The sequence below is a fragment of the Pediococcus ethanolidurans genome, from assembly GCF_001437405.1.
Taxonomy (GTDB): domain Bacteria; phylum Bacillota; class Bacilli; order Lactobacillales; family Lactobacillaceae; genus Pediococcus; species Pediococcus ethanolidurans.
On sequence record NZ_JQBY01000006.1, the window covers coordinates 40,862 to 63,276 of the forward strand.

The 22,415-nt window shown below is 41.3% G+C and carries 18 protein-coding genes; all 18 read left to right on the forward strand.

Annotated features, from left to right (window positions below; genetic code table 11):
* The first annotated feature begins 49 nt into the window (after positions 1 to 49).
* Positions 50 to 1,603 (forward strand): phage portal protein, encoded by a 1,554-nt coding sequence (locus IV87_RS03620; RefSeq protein WP_143053143.1) that lies wholly within the window; start codon positions 50 to 52, stop codon positions 1,601 to 1,603.
* Entirely contained in the window at positions 1,603 to 3,660 is a 2,058-nt protein-coding gene (locus IV87_RS03625; protein ID WP_057805586.1) for a phage minor capsid protein, read from the forward strand. The genes IV87_RS03620 and IV87_RS03625 overlap by 1 nt, the downstream gene beginning before the upstream one ends.
* Complete coding sequence (locus tag IV87_RS03630; RefSeq protein ID WP_057805587.1) at positions 3,660 to 3,890, forward strand: hypothetical protein; 231 nt, start codon at positions 3,660 to 3,662, stop codon at positions 3,888 to 3,890. The genes IV87_RS03625 and IV87_RS03630 overlap by 1 nt, the downstream gene beginning before the upstream one ends.
* Positions 3,891 to 3,984: 94 nt before the next feature.
* Positions 3,985 to 4,623: a phage scaffolding protein gene (locus IV87_RS03635; RefSeq protein WP_057805588.1), complete on the forward strand. Its 639-nt coding sequence runs from the start codon at positions 3,985 to 3,987 to the stop codon at positions 4,621 to 4,623.
* A gap of 21 nt (positions 4,624 to 4,644) precedes the next feature.
* A complete protein-coding gene (locus IV87_RS03640; protein ID WP_057805589.1) occupies positions 4,645 to 5,745 on the forward strand; it encodes a hypothetical protein in 1,101 nt (366 codons plus the stop codon).
* A gap of 159 nt (positions 5,746 to 5,904) precedes the next feature.
* A complete protein-coding gene (locus IV87_RS03645) occupies positions 5,905 to 6,309 on the forward strand; it encodes a hypothetical protein (protein ID WP_057805591.1) in 405 nt (134 codons plus the stop codon).
* Positions 6,306 to 6,689 carry a putative minor capsid protein gene (locus tag IV87_RS03650; RefSeq protein WP_057805593.1) on the forward strand — a complete coding sequence of 128 codons (384 nt, stop codon included), beginning with the start codon at positions 6,306 to 6,308 and terminating at the stop codon, positions 6,687 to 6,689. Before IV87_RS03645 ends, IV87_RS03650 begins: the two co-directional genes overlap by 4 nt.
* Positions 6,690 to 7,067, forward strand: a complete 378-nt coding sequence (locus IV87_RS03655; protein ID WP_057805595.1) for a minor capsid protein — start codon at positions 6,690 to 6,692, stop codon at positions 7,065 to 7,067.
* Positions 7,068 to 7,469, forward strand: a complete 402-nt coding sequence (locus IV87_RS03660) for a hypothetical protein (RefSeq protein ID WP_057805598.1) — start codon at positions 7,068 to 7,070, stop codon at positions 7,467 to 7,469.
* A 14-nt stretch (positions 7,470 to 7,483) separates the two neighbouring features.
* A complete protein-coding gene (locus IV87_RS03665; protein ID WP_057805600.1) occupies positions 7,484 to 8,275 on the forward strand; it encodes a phage tail tube protein in 792 nt (263 codons plus the stop codon).
* 102 nt (positions 8,276 to 8,377) lie between these two features.
* Positions 8,378 to 8,884, forward strand: a complete 507-nt coding sequence (locus IV87_RS03670) for a BRO1 domain-containing protein (protein ID WP_057805602.1) — start codon at positions 8,378 to 8,380, stop codon at positions 8,882 to 8,884.
* Between the two features lie 11 nt (positions 8,885 to 8,895).
* Positions 8,896 to 9,510, forward strand: coding sequence for a Gp15 family bacteriophage protein (locus IV87_RS03675; protein ID WP_057805603.1), 615 nt, complete (start codon positions 8,896 to 8,898; stop codon positions 9,508 to 9,510).
* Between the two features lie 2 nt (positions 9,511 to 9,512).
* Entirely contained in the window at positions 9,513 to 14,279 is a 4,767-nt protein-coding gene (locus tag IV87_RS03680) for an aggregation-promoting factor C-terminal-like domain-containing protein (protein ID WP_057805605.1), read from the forward strand.
* Positions 14,272 to 16,446 (forward strand): distal tail protein Dit, encoded by a 2,175-nt coding sequence (locus IV87_RS03685; RefSeq protein WP_057805607.1) that lies wholly within the window; start codon positions 14,272 to 14,274, stop codon positions 16,444 to 16,446. The genes IV87_RS03680 and IV87_RS03685 overlap by 8 nt, the downstream gene beginning before the upstream one ends.
* Positions 16,447 to 16,459: 13 nt before the next feature.
* Positions 16,460 to 18,979, forward strand: coding sequence for a phage baseplate protein (locus IV87_RS03690; protein WP_057805609.1), 2,520 nt, complete (start codon positions 16,460 to 16,462; stop codon positions 18,977 to 18,979).
* Between the two features lie 2 nt (positions 18,980 to 18,981).
* On the forward strand, positions 18,982 to 21,945 hold the full coding sequence (locus IV87_RS03695; RefSeq protein ID WP_057805611.1) for a hypothetical protein: 2,964 nt from the start codon (positions 18,982 to 18,984) through the stop codon (positions 21,943 to 21,945).
* A gap of 1 nt (position 21,946) precedes the next feature.
* Positions 21,947 to 22,186, forward strand: coding sequence for a hypothetical protein (locus tag IV87_RS03700; protein WP_057805613.1), 240 nt, complete (start codon positions 21,947 to 21,949; stop codon positions 22,184 to 22,186).
* A complete protein-coding gene (locus IV87_RS03705; protein WP_057805615.1) occupies positions 22,186 to 22,407 on the forward strand; it encodes a hypothetical protein in 222 nt (73 codons plus the stop codon). The genes IV87_RS03700 and IV87_RS03705 overlap by 1 nt, the downstream gene beginning before the upstream one ends.
* The last annotated feature ends 8 nt before the right edge of the window (positions 22,408 to 22,415 follow it).

Below are 22,415 nucleotides of genomic sequence, written 5' to 3' on the forward strand. Positions count from 1 at the left end.
TAATTTAGTTGCGAGAGTAAAAGAGTTTTTCGGAAAGGCGGTGAGCAAAGTGGCACAGACAATGTATGGTAACTCGTTGACAAAGATCACCGATGATTCACGAATATCACTTGATCCACGAGAATATGAACGAATTCATCGAAACAAAATATATTATTCCAATCATTTTCCAGATATTCGATATATTTCATCATTGAAAAAAGCAGAAACACGGCCGTTCTATAGTCTTAACATGACTAAGACAGCCGCTAGACGTATCGCAAGCATTTGTTTCAATGAGAAATGTGACGTGAATATTGGCAGTTTAGCCGTATCTCAAGATGAAAGCGTTGAAGGTAACAGCAATGCCAATTCCGACGTAGTTCAGGACTTCGTTAAACAAGTTCTTGAAGACAATGATTTCAAGAATAAGTATGAAACAGAGTTAGAAAAGGGTATTGCATTAGGTGATTTTGCTATGCGTCCTTATGTGGATTCTACAGACCACGATAAGATTAAAATTGCGTGGATTAGAGCAGATCAGTTCTATCCACTTAAGTCTAATACGAACGGCGTAAGTGAAGCCTGTATCGCTTCTGTGACGGTTAAGAGCAATGCCAATCATTCTACCACTTATTACACCTTGCTAGAGTTTCACCGCTGGAATAGAGATAGCAATGGCGATCATTATGTGATTGACAACGAGTTGTATCGTTCTGATACGCCCGACGTGGTGGGTAATCAAGTGCCATTAAGTGAATGCTACGAAGATATTGAACCAGAAGTTGTGATAGACGGATTAAGTCATCCACTGTTCGCTTACTTTAAGACGCCTGGAGCCAATAACAAATCGCTAGAAAGCCCACTAGGTGCAGGCTTAGTTGATAACTCCAGAGAAGTATTAGATGCCATTAATATCACGCATGATCAATTCGTACGTGAGGTTAAAATGGGCAAGCGTCGCATTATTGTTCCTGAACAGATGGTCAAGTTTGATGAAGTGCACAAGCCAACTTTCGACAGTGATGAAGATACATTTTTGAGCAGCAATAGTGAAAGCGATGACTTTAAGCCACAAGATGTGACGTCTGATATTCGTACGCAGGAATATAAGGACGCTTTAGATAGATTTATCAAGGAGTTTGAAGTACAGATTGGCTTATCTACTGGCACGTTTAGTCAGGCAGATTCAAGCGGCGATGTAACAGCCACACAGGTTGTTTCAGACAATTCGATGACTTATCAAACGCGGTCTAGTTATCTAACCATGATTGAACAATCCATAAAAGAACTTGTTTATGCTGTGGTTGAGATTGGATCAACTGGCGAGCTTTACACCAATGGTCAAGCACCGTTAGCTTCATCTGTGGTTGATATGGACGACTTGGATATTAATGTGCAATTTGATGACGGAGTGTTTGTAGACAAGAAATCGCAGGCTGATTACATCACAGAACTGTTGACTGCTGGATTAGTTCCTAAGTGGTATGCCATTATGAAAGTCAATGATTTACCAGAATCCGAAGCCAAGAAATGGGCGGAAGAAATTAATGACGAGACCACAGCAGCAACACCTGAAACACCGTTCGGAGAGGAAGAGACAACGGGCGGAGATGATGAATAATGGCTACACCACAGCAGTTAAAAGACCAGGCCAGTAGTGTTGCTGGTATCTATTCGGATTTGCAGGACGAAATACTTAAACAGATTATTAAGCGTCTAAATGATGGCGGCCTTGATAAGATTGACCGTGATAATGTCCTTAAGTGGCAGATGCAAAAGCTTTCCGAATTAGACAAAGTGAATGAAGATACCATCAAGCAGATCATTACAGCTACTAAAATGGGCAATATCCAGATTGAAAAGCTAATCGATGTAATTACAGACGCAGCAGTTGAAACAGCTGACAACGGCTTAGAACAAGCTACTGGCTTAAGTAAACAGCCTATGAATGAAGTTGATACTGTCATGAAGGGTTTAACTGATCAAACTATGGGTGATTTGAATAACAACGTTAACCAAAAGCTGATTAGTCAAAACTTTAAAGACACTGCACAAGCACAGGCATATACTGATATCGTTAACAAGACGACTGCTAAAGTTGTTACTGGTCTTAAAAGCCCACAGCAGGCGTTGAGTGACACGGTTTATCAATGGCAAAACCAAGGCGGTTTGAAGTCTGGATTCGTTGACAAAGGTGGTCATCATTGGACGTTACAAGGATATGCCAACACGTTGATTAATACGACAGTGCCACGAACGTATGGTGCTGTTACTAAGCAGCGTATGGATGACTATGATTATCACCTGGTTTTATATCCAGCTCATCCAACAGCACGTGAAGCATGTGCACCAATACAGGGACTTGTGGTAAATATGGTTCCACCAAGTGATCCTAAGTTCGACCCTAAGTACGATACGGTTTACAATCACGGTTACGGCACAGCTGGGGGAGCGTTGGGAATTAATTGCAGCCATTGGAGCTTTACCGTATTTGTTCCTGGTGTTAGCACAAACAATCTACATCCAGTTTCACCTGAACAAGCGATTGATAATGCTAAGGTTCAGGGAAACCAACGACGTATGGAACGGGCTATCAGATTATCTAAGTCAAAACTACAGGCAGCTGAAGAATTAGGTGATCAAGACGGTATTAAGCATTTTAAATTACAGGTCCGTAATCAGCAGTCTGCCATCCGTCAATTAGTTAAAAAACACGACTTCTTGTCACGTGAATATAGTCGCGAAAAGGTTTATGGTTCGAGTATCACTAAACCTAAGACGGCTAAAACCGAACTCAAGCCGTCTATCAAGGATTCGGAAATCATTAATGCTTTTGAGAAGACTAATATCAAAGAGGCTTTTGGTGACGAATATTATAGCCAATTCAAGAGCAGTATTTCGAATTTAGAAGACGAACAGCTTCGTAAACTATATGCCAATTATGGGCAAGATATTGAGTTTGCAAATGTGACTAAAGCCGCTAATAATCATGCTTTCACAGATGGCAATAACGTTCATTTGGGCAATTCTTCTTTTGAAGGCAATGAAATAAATGAACCAATGCAGACTGTTTTTCATGAAATTGGACATGCAATTGACAGCGCATCCATGAACGATGTGTATGGTAAACAGTTGATACCCACTGGCGGTCAGGTCAAAAAACGTTTAGCTGGAAAAACGTACACATTTGATGAAGAGGCGCACCACGTTACTGGAGATCCAAAATTTGATCTTGGTAATACTATTAAACAAGATTTATTTGACTACATTAATCACGGTGAAGCTAAGTCTCCAATGCAGATGGGCAAGAGGCCACGTAAAAAGGCTGAAAAAGCAATTTGGATGGAAGAGGATAGCAAGTCGTGGGAAGGTGTCGAAAAGATACGCGATTTTATTCGTGACACCAAGCCAACAGCTTTGAAGAATCTGAAAAAATATAGTGATGTTTCTGATATTATTGACGGTACCGGATATGATGCGTTTGATTGTCCGTGGAGAGTTGGCCATGGATCCAAATATTGGAATGATTACGGCAATGAAGAGACTGAATTTTTTGCCGAGTACACTTCATCAAGGGCAGCAAATCCAGCTTCGTTGGCGTTGATTAAAGAAATATTTCCAAATGCTGCTAAAATATGCGATTCGTTGATTGATAAAATGGTGGAGGCGAAAAAATAATGCTATTTGTGGAAGATGGGGCAGCACTGATCATGAATGCTGCAATTCAGAGGTATGAAGATAAGTTCGAGGTTGATTTTCCACTGTATGAACATTTAGACCTTACAAGTGGTGATGGATATGATGTTTCTGCTGCTGGTGCTAAAAGGTTGTCCACGTTTATTGATGGTAGAATTGAAGCAGATGCCCCAGTAGAAATTCCAGAGGGATATGAAGATAGATTGTATTAATAGTTTTCGCCCTAAGTATGGCGTTAAAAGGCTTATTTTTTATGTCCATTTCGGGGTCGTTGCCCCGTAAAACATTCGAAAGGTGGAAACAAACATGAGTTTAACAAGAGAGTTTTTGAAGGATTTAGGCGTTGAGGGAGATCCACTTGAAAAGATTATGGCCGAGGTTGGTAAGGAACATACCAATGATGCCAAGGTTGCAGAATTGCAGTCTCAAGTGGATTCGCTCAAGTCAAGCAATGAGGATCTTACCTCACAAGTGAGTGCACGTGATGATCAATTGGACGAGTTGAGCAAACAGGCTGGGAACAGCAAAGAGCTATCTGCCAAAATTGATGAACTCAAGCAAGCCAATCAAGAATCTAACACGGCTTATGAAGCCAAGATAGCTACTATCAATAAGAACAACAAGATAGATTTGGCTTTGCGAGATGCTGGGGCACGTAACCCTAAAGCTGTTCGTGCATTGCTTGATGAATCTAAAGTTAGTGTTGACGGCGATAACCTAATTGGCTTGACAGATCAGCTTAAGTCCCTTGAAGATTCAGACAGTTACCTGTTTCAGTCTAAGGATCCTAAACCTAGCCAAGGCATTCATGCCACGGCTGGCGGTAATCCTAGTGGTGCTCCATACACTGGAAATAAGTCCTTGGCTGAAATGTCGTTAGAGGAGCAGACCGAACTTTATAAGTCCGATCCAGAAGAATTCGCCCGATTATCAGGGCAAAAATAAAAACAGGAGAGTGACAAGATTATGGCACAATTTCAACTTTCGGACGCAATTATCCCTTCAGTATTCGGGCCCTACGTCCAAAATGTATCTACAAAAACCAATCGTTTTATTCAAAGCGGAATTACAACACCTAATACAGACGATCAGGTTAATACACAATTACTAGCACCTGGAGATTTCATCACATTACCATATATTAATGACCTTGAGGGTGACCCAGAATCATGGACTGATCAAGGCGATATTGCTGTTGCTGGTTTGACAACTGGTGAACAACGGGCATTCAAGTTCCGTCTTGAAAAAGCATTTGGAGCAACTGATATTTCTAACTTAGTTTCTGGTGCCAATGCTCTAGAAACAATTGCACAACGTTTCGGCGCTTATTGGAATCGTGTTGATCAGAATATCTTGCTCAAAACATTAGCTGGTGTTTTTGCTAACTCTGATGTTGCTACAGCTAAGTTATATGATGAAACTGTTAAGGCTCCAACCAACACGTTTGGTGCAGCCGGATTCTTGGGAGCAATCGCATTACTTGGTGATTTACAAGATAGCACTGTTTCTAAGATTGCTGTTAACAGCGCTGTTTACGGTCAAATGAAGTTGTTACAGATGATTGATACAGTTCAACCAGCAGGTGCTGTTGTTCCAATCAATGTTTATAACGGCATGCAGATCGTTGTTGATGATGACATTCCAGTAAATGCAGATGGTACTACTACAGCTTATGTATTTGGCGCTGGCGCTGTCGGTTACGCTACTGCCCAACCTGCGAATGCTGTTGAAACTGAACGTGAAGCACGTAAGCAAGGCGGACGTACTAATATCATCAACCGTCGCGTTATCGCTACTCATGTCAATGGTACTTCTGTAGCTAAGGACTTCACTCCTGCCGGTCAAACTGTAACAATTGACGAATTGGCTAAGGACACAACTTGGGCATCTATTACTGATCCTCGTAACATCAAGGTTATTGCCTACAAGGCTAAGTTAGATTCTCAATTCGTACCAGCAAGTACTGGTTCAACTGATTCAGGTGCTACATCCAGTGCAGCAGGTTCTGACGCAGCGGCTGGATCAAGCGCAGCAAGTTCAGCAGCATCTAGTGCTTCGGGAAACTAACAACGCCCGTTGATTCGGGCGATAACACTAAACCAGATAGCACTTGGACAATTGCCCAGATAACTGCTTGGTTAGATAGTAATGGTATTGATCATACTGGTGTAACCTTGAAGGCTGACTTATTGGCATTAGTGCCACAAGACTAAGGAGGTAAAACGTATGTACTTAACTTATGACGAATATTCAAAACTCAATTCGCTCGATAGTACCGTTACCTCTGACCTATTTGCCAAATATATTGGTAAGGCTAGTCTGGTAATTGATGAGATTACTAGTGACTATTATCAGCTTCACGACTTGACGACTGACGAGAACACTTATAGGGCTGGCAAGTTTCGTGAAGCAATTGGCCTTGAGATTAATCACCTGAACGAATTAGGCACTTCGTCAAGCTACGAGGCAGGTCTTGAACCATCTAGTGTTTCTATGGGGCGTACATCCATCAACTATGGCAACCAGACCCAGGGTATTAATGGTGCTCCATTGAGTGCACTATATTCGGACGAAGCAATTTCGGTATTAGCAGGGTCTGGATTGCTCTACAGAGGAGTGCGAAGCATATGAGAGATATAAAGCTACCACTTATTATGCAGCGCATGCTTGTTGACACGATCACCTTGAAACACAAGGGCGGTACAGATGATTGGAATAATATTCTAGACGACAAAACCTATCAAGTAACTAATGTACGTTGTGACCCCACTAGTGGGTATTCTCGCAGTATGCAAGGCGAAACGGTTAACTTCTCATCAGTTTACTATGTTTATCCTGATTATTCGTTGTTTGACGGCAAATTAAACCAGTCGTTGGATCTATCTACTATGGATAGTGATAATAGTTGGTCAATTATCATCAACAATGTGCCTAGGACGATTGTCAATGTTCAAACTGTCAAGCAAGTGCATAGTAATCGCGTGTTTTGCTATGAAATCGAGGTGTCTTAAATGGGATATATGGTCAAAGCTAACTTTGGAAAGCTCAAGGGAGAATTCTCACCGTTTTCCATTAGTAAAGCCAAGTTTGTAGCGCTGAATCAAATGAAGAGCGACATGGAACACCTTGTTCCTAAACGTTCTGAATCTGATCGTACCAACTTGCGTGGGTCTGTAGTTATTCTTCCTGATAATTCTGGGATTACTTACAATACGGCTTATGCCTCCGCACAGTTTTACGGGGTTATCACCGACAAACACGGCGGTAAACATCCCGTAAAGCACTACACACAATGGCCTGGGGATTTTCCGGGCAAACGTTGGGACTTGCGAGGCAAAGAATTGTATGGCGCTAATTGGGTTAAGGCATTTAAGAAGGGACTGATTTAGATGGATACTGTGCCAACGGATTTATTAGAATCGTTGTTCAAAGTAATCAAACAGTCTCCAGATGTTGCCTCTATCCCGATTAAGATGGACTTCCCACAAACTGGTGAATCATTGGGACTACAGAAACTGCCTAATGAGCAAATTATTTCGCAAGATATGATGGGCTATATCCAGAAGAGCATTGGCTATGAATTGACTTATAAAACACAATCTAATGGAATTCCGTTGCTTAGAAAAGTAGCGGTTTTTCTATCGGAAAATTTCGACAAGATACAGTCGTTAAATGGATCATTTACATTATTAACTGATCCACAGCTTACCGAACCAGAGATGAATGCGATGGATAACGATTATCGCTATTATGCGTTCGACATTGCTGTGGAAATTGAAACAAACTATTAGGAGAGTGAAAATAAATGGCATTTACAACGAGACGTTCAAGAGGCTATCAAGCCAAGATCTATATTGATGTGCTTGGCGGCACTGATATTGAAAAATTCACATCGATGAAATTAGCAGACTTTAAAAATGAAACGTGGCCAGAAGGCGTAAAAATGGAACGCGTCGGTCGTGGGTTTACTGACGTTACTCCGGCTGCTGCTGAAACAGTTGATACTGAATCAGACTTACTAGACGCCGGCTATCAAAAATCAGAGGTATCTGCTAAGGCGATTACTTATGCCTTGACTGGTAATCGGTACATTGGCGATCCAGCACAAGACTTCATTTTTGATAAGTTTTCAAAATTAGGTGGCGAGCTTAAAACAACCACGGTAATTATTGATCCAGACGGAACCGTACGAGTTGGAGTAACAACCTTGACATCACCATTGGGTTGGTCTGGGGCTGTCAATGCCAACTCACCAGTTTCTGTAACACTGACTATTGACGGTCAACCATTCGTACTGCATACAGACGGCACGGTTGAAGCTAAGGTGGATAATGTCACAATTACCCCTGAAGCACCAACGGTTGCCGTGGGTGCAACTGTGCAATTAGTAGCAGCACTCGAACCAGAATATGCAACTAATAATGCGGTTGATTGGTCTGTACAAGACGAGGCCATTGCAACAATTTCTTCAGATGGAAAGCTAACTGGTGTGAAAGTCGGAAAGACTATGGTACAAGTCTTTTCCAAATCTTCCGAATCCGTAGCTGAAATTGTACCAGTTGAAGTCACTGCTGCCGATGGTAGTACACAGGCTTAAGGAAAATAGCCAATCATAAGAAAATAAATACTAACCAACAATTCGGGGTGGATGGATAAAATCCATTCGCCCTGTTTTTTTATTTAGAGGAGGAAAAATAAAATGACAGTTATTAATCTTGACACAATTAAACAGCCGGTTGCAAAACAAGTCCAATTTGGTGGAAAGAAATATAATCTTTTACCAGATGACGACTTAGACGACTTAATTGAACAAATGGAAGCCGAGCAGGCACGTGTGCTTGGCGATCATCGTGAAATTGTAAAGACGTCTGATAAGGCTGATAAGCTACAGAATGCTTCTAGCGAGAAGATGTTGGACTTCTACAATAAACATGCGAAGACACTGCTGCAAGAGCAGAAAAGTATTGCTACTGAAATGCAGGCTGCTTACGTAGATTTCTTTAATTCCGCGTTACTTGATGAAGATAACGAAGAATGTGAAGCTGGTAAGCTACTATCTAAGTTTTGGGATAATCGTACCGTGATGTTGGCTACTTTTTACAATAAAATTTCGGCTATGCGACAACAAGAACAAGCTGAATCCGAGAAGCAATTTAATGATTTAACGCAAGAAGCCCTTGGAAAAGCTGATAAGGTCAAAGAATAGAGCTGATAAATATGTTGCTACACTCAATCGTTGAAAAACCACTTGATCATATCCACATTAATGGCCGTGATTATCGGGTCTGCTTGACGTTCGATAAGGTGATCAAGTTCTACAACACCATCGATTCTAAGCATGTTAGCGAACGCCAAATTATCGCTTCGTTTTTCGAATTGGTTCCAGATGCACAACCGAAAGACTTTACGCTTTCGCAAATTATCAAAGCTTTGTCGTTTTTCATGGACTACATTAACTACAGCCCATATGGATCACAAGGTCGGGTAGATATGACTGGACAAGCACTTGCACAATCTAGTGACACAAAATATTATGACTTTTTTCAAGATGCACAAATCATATATGCCTCTTTTTTGATGTATGCGAACATTGATTTGTATGATCAAATTGGCAAGTTACATTGGGATAAGTTTCAAGCAATCTTGATGTGTTTGCCAGACGAGAGCATGTTTAGAAAAGTTGTTGATATCAGGCAGCGCCAACCAAATGACGAAGAACGTAAAGACGGAAAGTTTGTTGCGTCTCTTAATCAACAGAAAGAATATTACAAATTAAAGGATTCAAGACAACTAAAAAACAATGCCATAAGTAGGCAGATTGGAGGTGTATAAATATGGCAAAAGCAGACGGACAGGTTTTAATCTCGCTTGACATTGACGACAATACAAAGGCACCTATTGAAAAAGCTGAATCTCGACTGAAACAGCTTGGTAAAGGTGCTGGTGATGAATTAGATAAGTCGATGAAGTCCAACGCCAATAAGACCGAGGAAGCTGCTAAGAAAGCTTCAAACGTCATTGAGGGCGAATTTAAGAAACCTGTATCAAAAAAGCTTAATGTTAAAGCTGATCAAGCTAAGAAAGAAATCAAATCTATTGAATCTGATACCGCTAAATTGGTTAGAGGCAACAATGATGTTAAGTTTAAAGTTACTGGGGACGCGTCCGAAAAGACTAAAGAGATTTTTAACAATGCTGAAAAGGTCACTAGAGGTAATCATGACGTTGTTATTGATGAAAAAGGGAATGCAAAGCAAAAAACTGATGAAGTTTCTGAATCATTGGATAGTGCTAAGGACAAAAGTTTAAAGCTCAAAGATGTTATTTCTGGTACATTCATTGGTGGTGCTTTAATCGGAGGAATTGGTGCAGCTGCTTCTGCAATTTCTGGTTTAAGTGGCGAGGCTATTAATGCTTCTGACTCGATTAATAAGTTCAAGTCTACCATGAAGCTTGGCGGTTTTGGAGACAAGGAAATTAATTCAGCTACCAAAGAAGTTCAAAAGTATGCCAATGACACTGTCTATGATTTGAATACCGTTTCGAATACCACTGCACAGTTGGCGGCTAATGGTATTAAGAATTACACCCAGTTAACAGAAGCGGCAGGTAACTTGAATGCTCAAGCTGGTGGTAATGCTGACACTTTCAAATCAGTGGCTATGATGCTTACACAAACCGCTGGTGCTGGTAAGTTAACCACAGAAAACTGGAACCAATTATCCGATGCTATTCCTGGTGCTTCTGGAGTTTTACAAGCACAAATGAAGAAGAATGGCGCATTCACGGGAAACTTTCGGGATGCGATGCAAAAAGGAAAAATTAGTTCAACCGAATTTAGCAAAGCAATTACCCAGTTAGGGATGAATGACGGCGCTAAGAAGGCTGCTAAGTCTACCACTACGTTTGAAGGTGCAGTAGGTAACATGGAAGCTGGTGTAGTTACTGGTATTCAAAATATGATTGACGCATTTGGCAAAGGCAAAATAACCGGTGCTATCAATGTATTTTCTGGAATTTTAACTAAAGGTTTTGCAAAGTTAGTTAACGTTATTAAAAGTACGATGAAGTTCTTAAGCCAATTGGGCAAAACACTTGCACCGATAACTTCCGCGTTTAAAAATCTAGCTGGGGCTTTGGCAGGACAATTGTTTAAGTCTGCTCTGGGTATAATTAAAAGCTTAGTTGGTTTTGTATCTAAGTTGTTTAAGACAACGGGTAATGGCAAACACAAGTCCATTGATGCTGTCGCTGGTGCTATTAATGGGTTGGCTAAGAATAAACTAGCCATTAAGGTTATTGCAGATTCACTGATTGCTTTGATGGGTTACAAGATGGCAAAAAGTGGTTTAAGTCTAGCTGTTGGCTTGGCTGACAAACTAGTTATGAACTATGCCAAGTTATCAGATTTACCAGGCATTTTTAAAAATATGTTTGCAGTAAAAGATGGTGGCATTATATCAAGTCTTGGCAAGCTAAAAGACGTGCCAAAAACAATTAGTAAACTAACCCCTAAGTCATTGGGTTCTAAGGCGTTATCTGAAGGTGGAGCTGCTGGCAAACTTGCCACTGGTGCTGCGGGTGCTGGTGTTGCCGTTAGTGCTGGACTGGATATCTACAAAGCTTTTAAAGCCAAAAATCCAGAAAGTAAGTTCAAAAATGCCGGTAAAGGACTGGGCACTGCTATTGGTGGTGGTCTTGGTCTATTTTTTGGTGGTCCATTAGGTGCTGCACTAGGTGCTACTATTGGTAAGGTCATTGGTGGCTGGGGTGGCAAAGGAGCCAAACTATTCGCTGATGGCTGGAATAAAAAAGGCAGAGGAGCCAAGCCTCCTAAGGGTTTCTTACCTAAGGCAGGCTACTATGCACGTTCTGGTGTTGATGCTATCGTTAGCTGGGGTAAGGGCTTTGGCCGTGGTGTTGGCAAGATTCTAAAAAGCATAGGCAGATTCAATAAGCGAGTTGGCAGGGGCTTTCATACGGTGATCAAGATAATTGGCAACGTGCTTAAACCGGTTAAAAAAGTACTCGAGTACGCCCTTTTGATTCCAATTGCCTTAGTGGTTGGCTTAGCTATCAAAGCCTGGAGCAAAATGAAAAAGCCGTTCAAAGCTGTCATAGGTTTCATTCTAAAAGTTGTTAAGTCAGGATGGAAAATTATTAAGTCAATTACCAAATCAACTTGGCGTGCATTTAAAAAATATGTAATCAACCCTGTTAAATCAGTATGGCGTGCGATTGATAAATATATCATTAAAACAATTGTGAAAGCAATTAGATCAGCATGGAAGGGTATCAAATCACTAACTAGATCTACATGGAATGCATTCAAACGCTATATTCTCAACCCCATTAAAGCTGTGTGGAGTGCTGTAAACAAATATATCGTTAAATTAATTATCAATAATATCAAGAGCGCCTGGAAAGACATAAAATCAATTACCAAGACAGCTTGGAATTTGATTAAGAAATATGCGGTTGATCCAATTGTTTCTGTTTACGATAAAGTCAAATCCATCATGGGTAAGATGAAAAAAGCCATTTCAAGCGCAATGGGGAGCATCAAGAATGTTTGGCATTCGGCATGGAGTAACGTTTCTGACTTCTTTAGTAGAATTTGGAAGTCTATTAAGAATCACGCCCAAGATGGCATTAATGCTGTTATTGGGGTAATCAATGCAGGCATCAATGGCATTGATGGTGTGATCCATACCTTTGGTGGTAAGAAGCACGCTATTGGTAGAATTAGGAAAGTACATTTTGCAAATGGTACTGGATCCTTGACTAGCAATTTCAGGCGTTCTATTGACAGAATGACACCTGCAGTCGTCAATGACCGACCAGGTGCAAGCAATCCTGAACTAATTTATCGTCATGCCACTGGAAATGTTGAGTGGATGAAAGGCCGAAACGCTGAAACTATGCTTATGCCTGGTGACGAGGTTGCCAACGACCATGATTCGGCTTTATTGGCACCTCAATTAGGTATCTCTCACTTCGCATCTGGTGGTATTGGTTCATTCTTTAGTGGGATTGGTGGCTTTGTGAAAGGTGCTATTTCTGGTGCTGTTTCCACGGTTTCTAAAGGTGCCAAATGGCTAAAGAATCTGTTCAATACAGCCACAAAAATCATTGGTCATCCAGTTAAGTCTCTTGAAGAGTTGTTCAGATATAAAAGATCTGGTAAAGGCATTTTCAAGAGTCTTGGCAGAAATATGTTTGGCATGATAAAGGATAAGGCTGTTGACTGGTGGAAATCGCTATGGTCAATGGTTGACCTGAACGGCAGTAGAATTACTGGCGGAGTTGCACATACCCCTGGGGATGGTTGGAAAATTACCTCTGGTTTTGGTGGTCGTGGTGCTGTTTCTGGAGGCTATTCTAGTCATGATGGTGTTGACTTCTCTGGTGCCAGATTAGTTCGAGCAATGCTGCCTGGAATCGTTTCTGGATATGGTGGTGCGCCATCTGGTTGGGGTGGAAGTAACGGGATTGGTGAGTACATTGCTACTCACGGACTATACAACGCTATCTACCAAGAACTCAACGGTAAGAGCAATTCTGGTGCCAAGATCCTGGTAAAGGAAGGCGAAACAGTCAAAGCTGGCGATCCAATCGCTGAACTAGGGCCTAATGCTAGTCATGTCCACGTTGGTGTGACTAAGCATCCCATGTTTTCAATTGGTGGTTCTGGAACAGCTGGTTGGCTAGATGTTACTAAACTCAAAAGTGCTGGAAAGTCTGGCAAAAATAGTAAAGGATCAAACAACACCATTAGAAAGCAAGTTGGTGGTGGATTTTGGAAATTGATTTCCAAGATTGCCGGCTTGTTTGGCGATGCAAGTGGTTCAGGAGATAACACAGTAAAGCCAAGTGGATCACATAAAAATTGGTTGAAAGAAGCTGGAATCACTAGCAATTTCGATAAATGGAATTACATTATAAGCCATGAATCAGGATGGAATCCTAAAGCAACTAATGGTGGTTCAGGTGCTTATGGTTTGCCACAATCATTGCCCGGTTCAAAAATGGCTAGTGCCGGTTCAGACTGGCGTTCAAATCCAATTACTCAACTAAAGTGGATGAAATCATATGTAAGCTCTAGGTACGGTGGTATTGGTAATGCCTATCGATATTGGCTAAGTCATCACAACTACGCAAACGGTGGCATTATCAATGGATTAACCAGGGCTATTTTAGGTGAGGATCCATTGCATCCAAGAGAACATGTGATTAATACGGGCAAACCGTCAAGTGATGGCTTGCTTGCCGATGCAATTTCTTCACGGGCAAAATCAAATCCGAGTGGTATATATGCACAAATGCAGAGTTTGATCACTTCTGCACATAATAGCCAAAGAATGTTTGGCACACAGTTACAAACTGGATCATCAATACAAGATACCGTAAGTAACAGTAAGCTTTTGAAACAGATGGCAGCCGACATGCACAAAACTGCTCAAAAGGGCATCAACGGTGATGTTTACCTTGGAGCTAATAAAGTCGGTAGTATTTTGGAGCAGCGCAAAAACAAAAAAGATTTCAACTCGCAATTTTTCGCGGGACAACTAAAAAATCAAGGGGGCTTAACTAATGCTTAGTAAGAGTATTTCCGAGAATGAACTTGGGTTCGTATTTCGGGGCATTCACTCTCGAGATTTTGGCTTAAAAATCACATCGATTAATGATTCAATTATGCCAACCCTGGCAGATCAAATACAAGACGTTCCTGCGATTGTGGGCGACGTTTTGGAGGGAGTAAACATTCAGTCTAAAGCGATCAACATAGGCGTACGAATTGTTGACGCTACTTCCTTACAAGACTTAGAGGAACGCAAACATGCGATTGCTAACTGGCTTATGCCAAGCGGTAATAATGAAGACCCATTAACTTTGGATATTTTACCAAGGTGGGAATTCTACGCCCATGTTAATGCCGCATTTGATGCAACAGACAGCCTGTATAACTCGTCGTTTACGATTCCATTCAGTTGCACGGATCCGCATGCTTATTCGCAACAGAAACGTTATGCGATCAATGGCTACAACTTGGCGATCGGGGTGGGTGATCCTGTTTCAGTCACCAATGGCAAGTTATATGATGTTCAAGACGAATTAAAGGTGAAACACTTGGAGCCTTTGCAGTTAGATTTTGATTACACTGCAACGGCTTCATTTTCTATTGTCGTAGCTGAAACTGATCAAGATGGTACCAAGCATTCACAAACATTGGCCACTATCAATGCTGGTTCAGGCAACTATAATGGTTCGATTGCTGCTATTACTCAAATGGGTGATATGGACGGTATAGAACTCGATGTTAGCTCAACTGCTGCTGTAACAATTAGCAATTTTAAAATTTATTATGCTGACCAAAATGCTACCGGCCATTTAGTTGATGAGAGTTTTGAAAAGGTTGATGATGATCTGGTAATCATCAATGATGACACTACAATTACCATTCATGATGACAAATCAAATGCGACTAGTTACCCGCTGTTTACTCTGATTGCACCCACACAATTAACCAAGATTGCGATTGCTGACAATTCTGGCAACGATAACTATGTATTTTTGGGTTCTGAAACTGATCCCGATGTGGAAGCACAAATAACGGACAATATGCCGCGTGTCTTGTGGGATCGCTGCAATACCATGGCAACCTGGAAGAATTTTGATTCGACCAATAAACCAACTTTTGACATTGAAAACGGTGTGATTGGTACTGGTGCGGCTATTGATTCAACGGCTAATTTTATTCGACCAAAGCTAGACAGCAAGGATCATTATATGTTCGGTACTTCATTTGTTAAAGGCAAATGGAACGGGGCGGGTGGTTCTCACCCGGCTCTGTCCGAGCCGTTATCAGAATGGAAGTTTACCGTGCGGGCTGAAATTTATTGTCGTGATCCACGTGCCATGGGTAAATTCGAACTTTATATGCTTGACCAAAATCAAGCGCGCATGGGTAAAGTAATGCTTAAGGATAATGCTAATTCACGTGATGTAGTTCTGGAGGTAGAACTTGGAACGCATGCCACAAGAACTCATTTGAGTACTCATGGAACAAAGTACAAAGGTAAAACTACCAAAAAGTCCATCAAGGTTTACAAAGGTGGCAAGAAGACCACCAAAACGGTTACTTACACCGTTAAAGGCAAGAAAAAGAAGAAAACTGAAGTGCGATATGTGACTAAGAAATTGACGACCAGTACCGCACATTCAACGTTTACCAACTGGTACGGCAATATTACTTTTTCGTTTATTGGTAACAAGATGTCAGTCAGCGCAATGAAACTAAATTCAAAGCAAGCTAATGCTTGGGCTAAGCCAATCACATTAACCAAGACTTTGTCTGATTCAGATGTGGCTAAGTATGTTGGTGGTCATCAGTTAGACGCATTTGCGGTTTATATGGCCAAATATCCAATTACTGAAGATTTATCAAATCCAGTAAAAAGATATCAAAACGATTATATGCGTTTGGACGATTTAAAAGTCTGGAAAGTTATCAATGGTGGCACTAGCGAAGTATCAAGTCCGATGCCAATTTGTGACCCCGGCGACGAAATTAAAATTGCTACTGAAGATGGCACTGTTTACCGAAATGGTGAGCCTTACAATAGTTTGAACGGTCATCAAATCAAGGCGATTGGGTCTAATATTACTGGGTTAGCGTTAGAAGATAATGGCGCGAAAACTTATTCGTTCTACCCTTCAACCGCATTAGGCTGTTGGCAGATTGATCAACGTCACGTTATGGATTAGGGGGTGGCAATTATTGAGAAGAATTGAATTGTTCGATGAGAGAATGGAGAATGTTGCCACTCTAACCCTCGACGGCAATGGCAGCCGTTATTGGGGCATGGCACGTGATGTACAGATTGGCGATACAGACAATGGCCGTCAATGGCAAGATACATTATCGTTTAGCTGCTTAGCCGACGATATTAATGGGGATACTGTTTCACCGCTTGGCTATTGTATGTGGCAAGCCGCCAATTCACGTTGGTATTTGTACGCAATTCAAACGGCAGCTACTAGCAGCGGCACAACCAATGCTAACATTCTAACGATTACCGCCGTTAATGCGTTGGCCTATGACTTAACTATGAAAACGTTCACGGATATTAGTTACAATATGCCGACCTCACGCGATTCGTTTGCGTATTGCTTGCAAAATTCCGGTTGGGAAGTAAACAAGATGGATACCATGACAACCGGTGGTGTTACGTTAGATTTGTCCGGCGATAATGCTATGAGTGCGTTTAGTGCAGCGGTTACCGCGTTTAACGCCGAAGTTGACGCATATGTTGAGTACGATCAATACGGAAATTTACACCGTTATGTTGATATTGTCCAACATCTATATCCTTACGTAAATGCAAGCATGGGCGATACCATCGATGAACAAACTGACGTAGTTGATACTAACGGCGACACTACGAATTTTCTGGACAGCACGCAAGGCCGAACAATTAATTATCGTAATGGCCTAGCTGGTTTTACACGTACCGAAGACCGAACACAGTTGTATACAAGACTACACGTAAAGGGCATGAATGACGCCACATTCGCAGACATCAATGGCGGTAAGGATTGGATACAAGACGACAAAGCTAATGACTTATGGAATGGCGGGAGATCAACGTATCTTGAAGGCACGGTTTCAGTTGATAATATTGCTCAAAAGCAGGCCATCATGGATTGGGGTAAGAAACAGTTAACGATCTATAATCACCCGGCATTCACGTATGAGATTACTACCGCGTATATGAATCCCGAAGATATGCCTGAACGTGGTGAAACCTTGACAGTCGTTAATTTTGACGTCACGCCAAACCTAACGATTATTGCCGAGGTGTTTGCACAGCATACAAGCGATGATAATCCTGCCGAAGATACTATTACCCTTGGCGAGATTCGCACACTGAATGCCATCACGCCTAACACGGTCTTGAACCTTGAAAACAAGATTAATAGTCACGTGATGAAATTGATCCAAGAAATTAAGGACGGTTCTAAGGCGGCTACAGCTGTATTGATTACACCTGCTGGTAGTGTCTGGACACAAGGCGAAGAGACCAAATCAGTCATTATGCAAGTGTCAGTGGATTCAACCAATATCACAACGTATCTTTCGCCAGCCGCGTTTAACTGGGTGAAATACGATCGTGTTACTGGCGTCCACGATACCGCCTGGGAAGCCAAACATGCTAATGATGGTTATGAGATCACACTAGATTCTGGTGATGTGGGTTATATTGCTTGTTGGTGTGATGATGATTTTCTCAAGGCAGAAGCGGAACTAATGATCACTGGTGATAATGTTCAAATTTTTAATTTAACTCGTTACAAAGCTCCTAATGATCATTGGGGCGATAAACAATCAACAGCTATGCAATATGCCTGGTACGATCAAGCCAATAAACAAGTGATTATTAATCACGCTTATGCCGGCTCTCAAAAATCTGGTACTTATACCGATACTGAATATTGCCGGTATAAGTTAGATGGCACTTTGATCGATTCAATGATTGTTCTCGGTGGTGGCCATGGATCTAGTTTTGCTTGTCATATCGTTGATGGAAAACCAGAAATCTATACGTCTATCAAAGATATTTCGGACGGTAAAAATTATCTGGGTAAGTTCGTTTGGAAAGCCAATACAATTATTCAGTTGGACAAAGGGGTAACAAAGCTTTGTTCAATGAATGGATTTAAGCGGCTTTCCGTAGATTTTGACAATGGTTATGCGCTAACGACCGCCACAGATGGAACGGTAGAGGTTGCACAACTAAGCGATGTCGAGGCTGGAACGTGGGCACCAGTTTACACAGCGAAAGTGCAAGAATTTGGGATGAAGCCACAAGACACAAGTGTGGACAACGAAACCAATACCATGCAATCAAATGATATAAGTTTTCCTTATGTATTTGTAAATTCAGGCGCTTCTACTAATGTAGATAAGCGTCTTTTAATTTGCTTTAATATCGTTACGCATTCGCTTGTGTTCTCTACGAATCCGGACGCTGATCAATTTGGTGGTCGGATTTTTAATCCGGATGATAATAGTAGGTATGATTTTGAACCTGAAGCTATCGGCATTTATATGAACGATGGTAGTCCGTTTATTTTACAGGGGTTTAATTATGAATTACCGGATAATTCTGAAAGCTACGAATATCGATTACACATTGGTTTATGGACAACAGCAATCGAATTTCGCGATGACAGCGGAGACGTGAAAACCTATCCCGAAGATGATGATGAAGTCATAGCACAGAGTGGAGGTGAATAAAAATGAGTAGTTTTGTTACAGCTGGTGGAGACATTGGAAACGGTGAACTGTTGGCACAGAATGCACAACAAACGGCCAACAATGCCAATAACGGTATCACTGATATCAACGATCCCAATAAACTGGGTCCAGCCGAAAAAGCAACACTGAAACGTAAGTATGATACAGACGTGTTGCTGTATGGCATGGATACAAAAAAGTTAACGGATAATCAGCTATCCACGAGTGAGATTGATAGTGCGATGAGTGCTCTCACCGCTTATATGACACCATTCTTTGCCAATATGTCTACCACGGATACGGTTGATCGTGACACACTTAATACTGTGTATAAGAATTTCGACACGGCAGATAAAAATGCAGACTCAGCATTTACGAACATGGTAAGTAGTGCTGCTAGTGACGCGATGGTGGCAGGTAGTCAAGCAAGTGTGGCGGGTAGCGAGGCTGTCGTAGCAGGTAATCAGGCCAGCCAAGCAGCAAGCAATGCAGCAGTACAAGCAAGTGTCGCGGTAAGCAACGCCAATGTGGCAAACAGCAATGCCACATCTGGTATAACGATTGCCAGAAGTGCTGCCAATGACATGGCAGTTGTCAGTGAGGCTGTGACTGCACTCAAAGGTGGCTCAACCCTCACACTGGCGCAGTTGGAAAATGGGTTACAAACTAAGATTACTGCTGGTGACTTAAGCATAGGCGGAAGAAACTATGTATTAAATTCTGACTTCTATTTAACTGGAAACAACACCAGTAAGAATAATTTAGTCGCTTCGGTTAATATAAGCACATTTTCTAACAGAAAAATAATTGTTTCGGTTCAAATTGATATTGATAATGTGACAGCCTTAACAACAGACGCAAATTACAATCGTGCTGGTTTTGAAGTCAAACTAAAACATATAGATGGATCATATATGTATTGTGGTGCATGGTGGTATCCCAAAGTAGGCGACAGTTATCACGGACGTTATTATCAAACTTGGGATTTAAGCAATCAAACTTTTGCGGATACTACCGCTTTTAACGGGGGTGTTTATGTACAAGGAATTGCAGCAGACTCAATTAGTGTTGGACGGCCGAAATTGGAAATTGCTACGGTACCAACTGATTACTCACAAGCACCCGAAGACTTTTCACAACTTGTAGAAACGAAAACAGCTGATTTAGCCGAAACAATGGTTAAAAACTCTGATTTCGCAACCTACAAAGATCAGACAGCGGGAGCGATCAGTCAAACAGTCAACAAAGCAATTGGAGATATCAATAATCGTAACCTTGCACTAAATACGGCGACACCAATTGTAACAGTAGGCCAAAACAAAGCCAATCAGTGTGTTTCAATTGTTTTATCTCAAAATATCCCAGCTAATCAGCCGGTTACAATAGCTTATGATATTGTTTCTACCACGGCTGTTGGTACTTTTTATACTCAACACGATGTAATTGGTAGTATTGGTGATTGGACAGCAATGTCGCCAACAACGTCACTTAAAACTACTTCTCAGCATGTGGCAAGTACCACAACAGAAACTGTTGAAGAGCCAAGTACGATTCAGATACGTTTCGATAATATTACCGGTACGGTTACAGTCACAAATGTAATGGTGGTAATGAGTTCTACCGAAGCAAGTTGGTTACCAGCTCCCGAAGATACTCAATCAGATATCACACAATCAATTAATAATATTCATTTAGGATTTCAGAATCCAGATGGCTCGAAATTTCAGATGAATCTATCGGCTGATGGCACTGCCTTGATGGATTTTTCTAAGATCATGTTAAACGGTGCTACTAATATTCAAGACTTAACCGTTACCACCGCTAAGCTTGCTGACATGGCTGTGACTAATGCCAAAATTGGTAAACTAGCTGTTGGCAATGCACAGATTGCGGATCTAGCTGTTACCAGTGCTAAGGTATCCGAGATTGACGCTGGTTTAATCAAATCAGGTACTATTGACACCAATCGCTTAAATGCCGATGCAATCATCGCAAATGTGATTAATGGTAAAACTATTACCGGTATCACCATTAATACGCCAACGTTGAATCTTGGTGCTAATGGGACATTGACCACCAGCTTTAATCTTAATCAAGCTACTAGTCTCTATGCACCCAAAAAAGGTACTGGCACACTTAAAATCAGTACTGGGGTTATTAATTCAAGCAGTGCTAATATGTCTCGGTATTCCAACACAGAAGGCTACTGGTATGGATTTGATGACAATGGCAACATGGTTAAAAATGGTACTAATCAAACCGGAGATGATTATGCACCGGGATATGAAAAACATGACATCATGAAATCTAATGGCAACGTATTAAATCGTAGTTATCTTGACGCAATGGCACTTGCACTGAATGAAGGTGGCACACAGACATTTAACACAATGCTAACCGCTATTGGTTTGGAAACAGGTAACGCATTACTTCATCAAGACTTGGCTACCGAAGGAACATTTGAAGCCCGATTAGGTACTGATAATACGTATGGATTCAAGATTGACACGCAAGTTGTTTCTCCAATGATTCGTGCCAATTCATACACGTATGCAGCCGATGTGTTTATTTCAAGCTATGGCACTATGGGAGTAACAACTTCTACCAAAGCCAACAAACTCGATATCGTTGATGTACCTAATATGCTACAAAAAGGCTATAATTTGCTAACGATTAATCCGAGACAGTGGTTTGATAAGACCTCGGTTGAAGCCTACGCAGATGTGCAAGCCGGTAATACCGATAGTGTTGAAAGTGTAGTTGATATCAAGCCCGTCACTGGAATGGTGGCCGAAGAAGTCGCCAGCGCGGGACTAGACGATTATGTGGTTAAAGATGAAAATAACAAAGTTCAAGGATTAGCTTATGACAGGCTATGGACTCTACTACTGCCAGTCTTACGCGATATGAATGATCGCTTGAATGAAGCACAACTAGAAATTACAAAATTAAAAGGGGTTGCTTAAAATGAATGAATTGCAAATTACCAACATGGTAATGGCAGATACTGCTAACCGTAAGGTTAATTACACTGCCTCATATGGAGATGGAACCCACATCGAAGGCTTTGTGACAATTGCCGAAGGCGAATATGAAGCCATGAGTTTTACAGATGTAAAAAATGAAGTGCAGAAACGAATTGCTGATAACTTAACAACAGTAGCAGATAGCACTACGACAAGGGGAACTACGGAGGAAACTAAATAATGGCTAAGACTAATAATCACGATCAACTAAAACAGGATAATGAATCACTTAAGCAACAAGTAGCACAATATCAGAATAAGGAACAGGTAACCAACGTTGAAATCTACAATTTAAATCAGCATATTATGGAGCTTGAACGAACTAAGGCTGATTTACAGGTCACCGTCACCATGGCTCAACAACAACTTAAACAGACACAGGAAACGTCAACTAACAAATAGCTGGCGTT

Bases quoted from the DNA above. Each gene is read 5' to 3' on its own strand.
- IV87_RS03675 (WP_057805603.1), top strand. From the start codon at position 8,896: ATGTTGCTACACTCAATCGTTGAAAAACCACTTGATCATATCCACATT.
- IV87_RS03625 (WP_057805586.1), top strand. From the start codon at position 1,603: ATGGCTACACCACAGCAGTTAAAAGACCAGGCCAGTAGTGTTGCTGGT.
- IV87_RS03665 (WP_057805600.1), top strand. From the start codon at position 7,484: ATGGCATTTACAACGAGACGTTCAAGAGGCTATCAAGCCAAGATCTAT.
- IV87_RS03680 (WP_057805605.1), top strand. From the start codon at position 9,513: ATGGCAAAAGCAGACGGACAGGTTTTAATCTCGCTTGACATTGACGAC.
- IV87_RS03670 (WP_057805602.1), top strand. From the start codon at position 8,378: ATGACAGTTATTAATCTTGACACAATTAAACAGCCGGTTGCAAAACAA.
- IV87_RS03635 (WP_057805588.1), top strand. From the start codon at position 3,985: ATGAGTTTAACAAGAGAGTTTTTGAAGGATTTAGGCGTTGAGGGAGAT.
- IV87_RS03685 (WP_057805607.1), top strand. From the start codon at position 14,272: ATGCTTAGTAAGAGTATTTCCGAGAATGAACTTGGGTTCGTATTTCGG.
- IV87_RS03650 (WP_057805593.1), top strand. From the start codon at position 6,306: ATGAGAGATATAAAGCTACCACTTATTATGCAGCGCATGCTTGTTGAC.
- IV87_RS03700 (WP_057805613.1), top strand. From the start codon at position 21,947: ATGAATGAATTGCAAATTACCAACATGGTAATGGCAGATACTGCTAAC.
- IV87_RS03640 (WP_057805589.1), top strand. From the start codon at position 4,645: ATGGCACAATTTCAACTTTCGGACGCAATTATCCCTTCAGTATTCGGG.
- IV87_RS03645 (WP_057805591.1), top strand. From the start codon at position 5,905: ATGTACTTAACTTATGACGAATATTCAAAACTCAATTCGCTCGATAGT.
- IV87_RS03695 (WP_057805611.1), top strand. From the start codon at position 18,982: ATGAGTAGTTTTGTTACAGCTGGTGGAGACATTGGAAACGGTGAACTG.
- IV87_RS03705 (WP_057805615.1), top strand. From the start codon at position 22,186: ATGGCTAAGACTAATAATCACGATCAACTAAAACAGGATAATGAATCA.
- IV87_RS03630 (WP_057805587.1), top strand. From the start codon at position 3,660: ATGCTATTTGTGGAAGATGGGGCAGCACTGATCATGAATGCTGCAATT.
- IV87_RS03660 (WP_057805598.1), top strand. From the start codon at position 7,068: ATGGATACTGTGCCAACGGATTTATTAGAATCGTTGTTCAAAGTAATC.
- IV87_RS03655 (WP_057805595.1), top strand. From the start codon at position 6,690: ATGGGATATATGGTCAAAGCTAACTTTGGAAAGCTCAAGGGAGAATTC.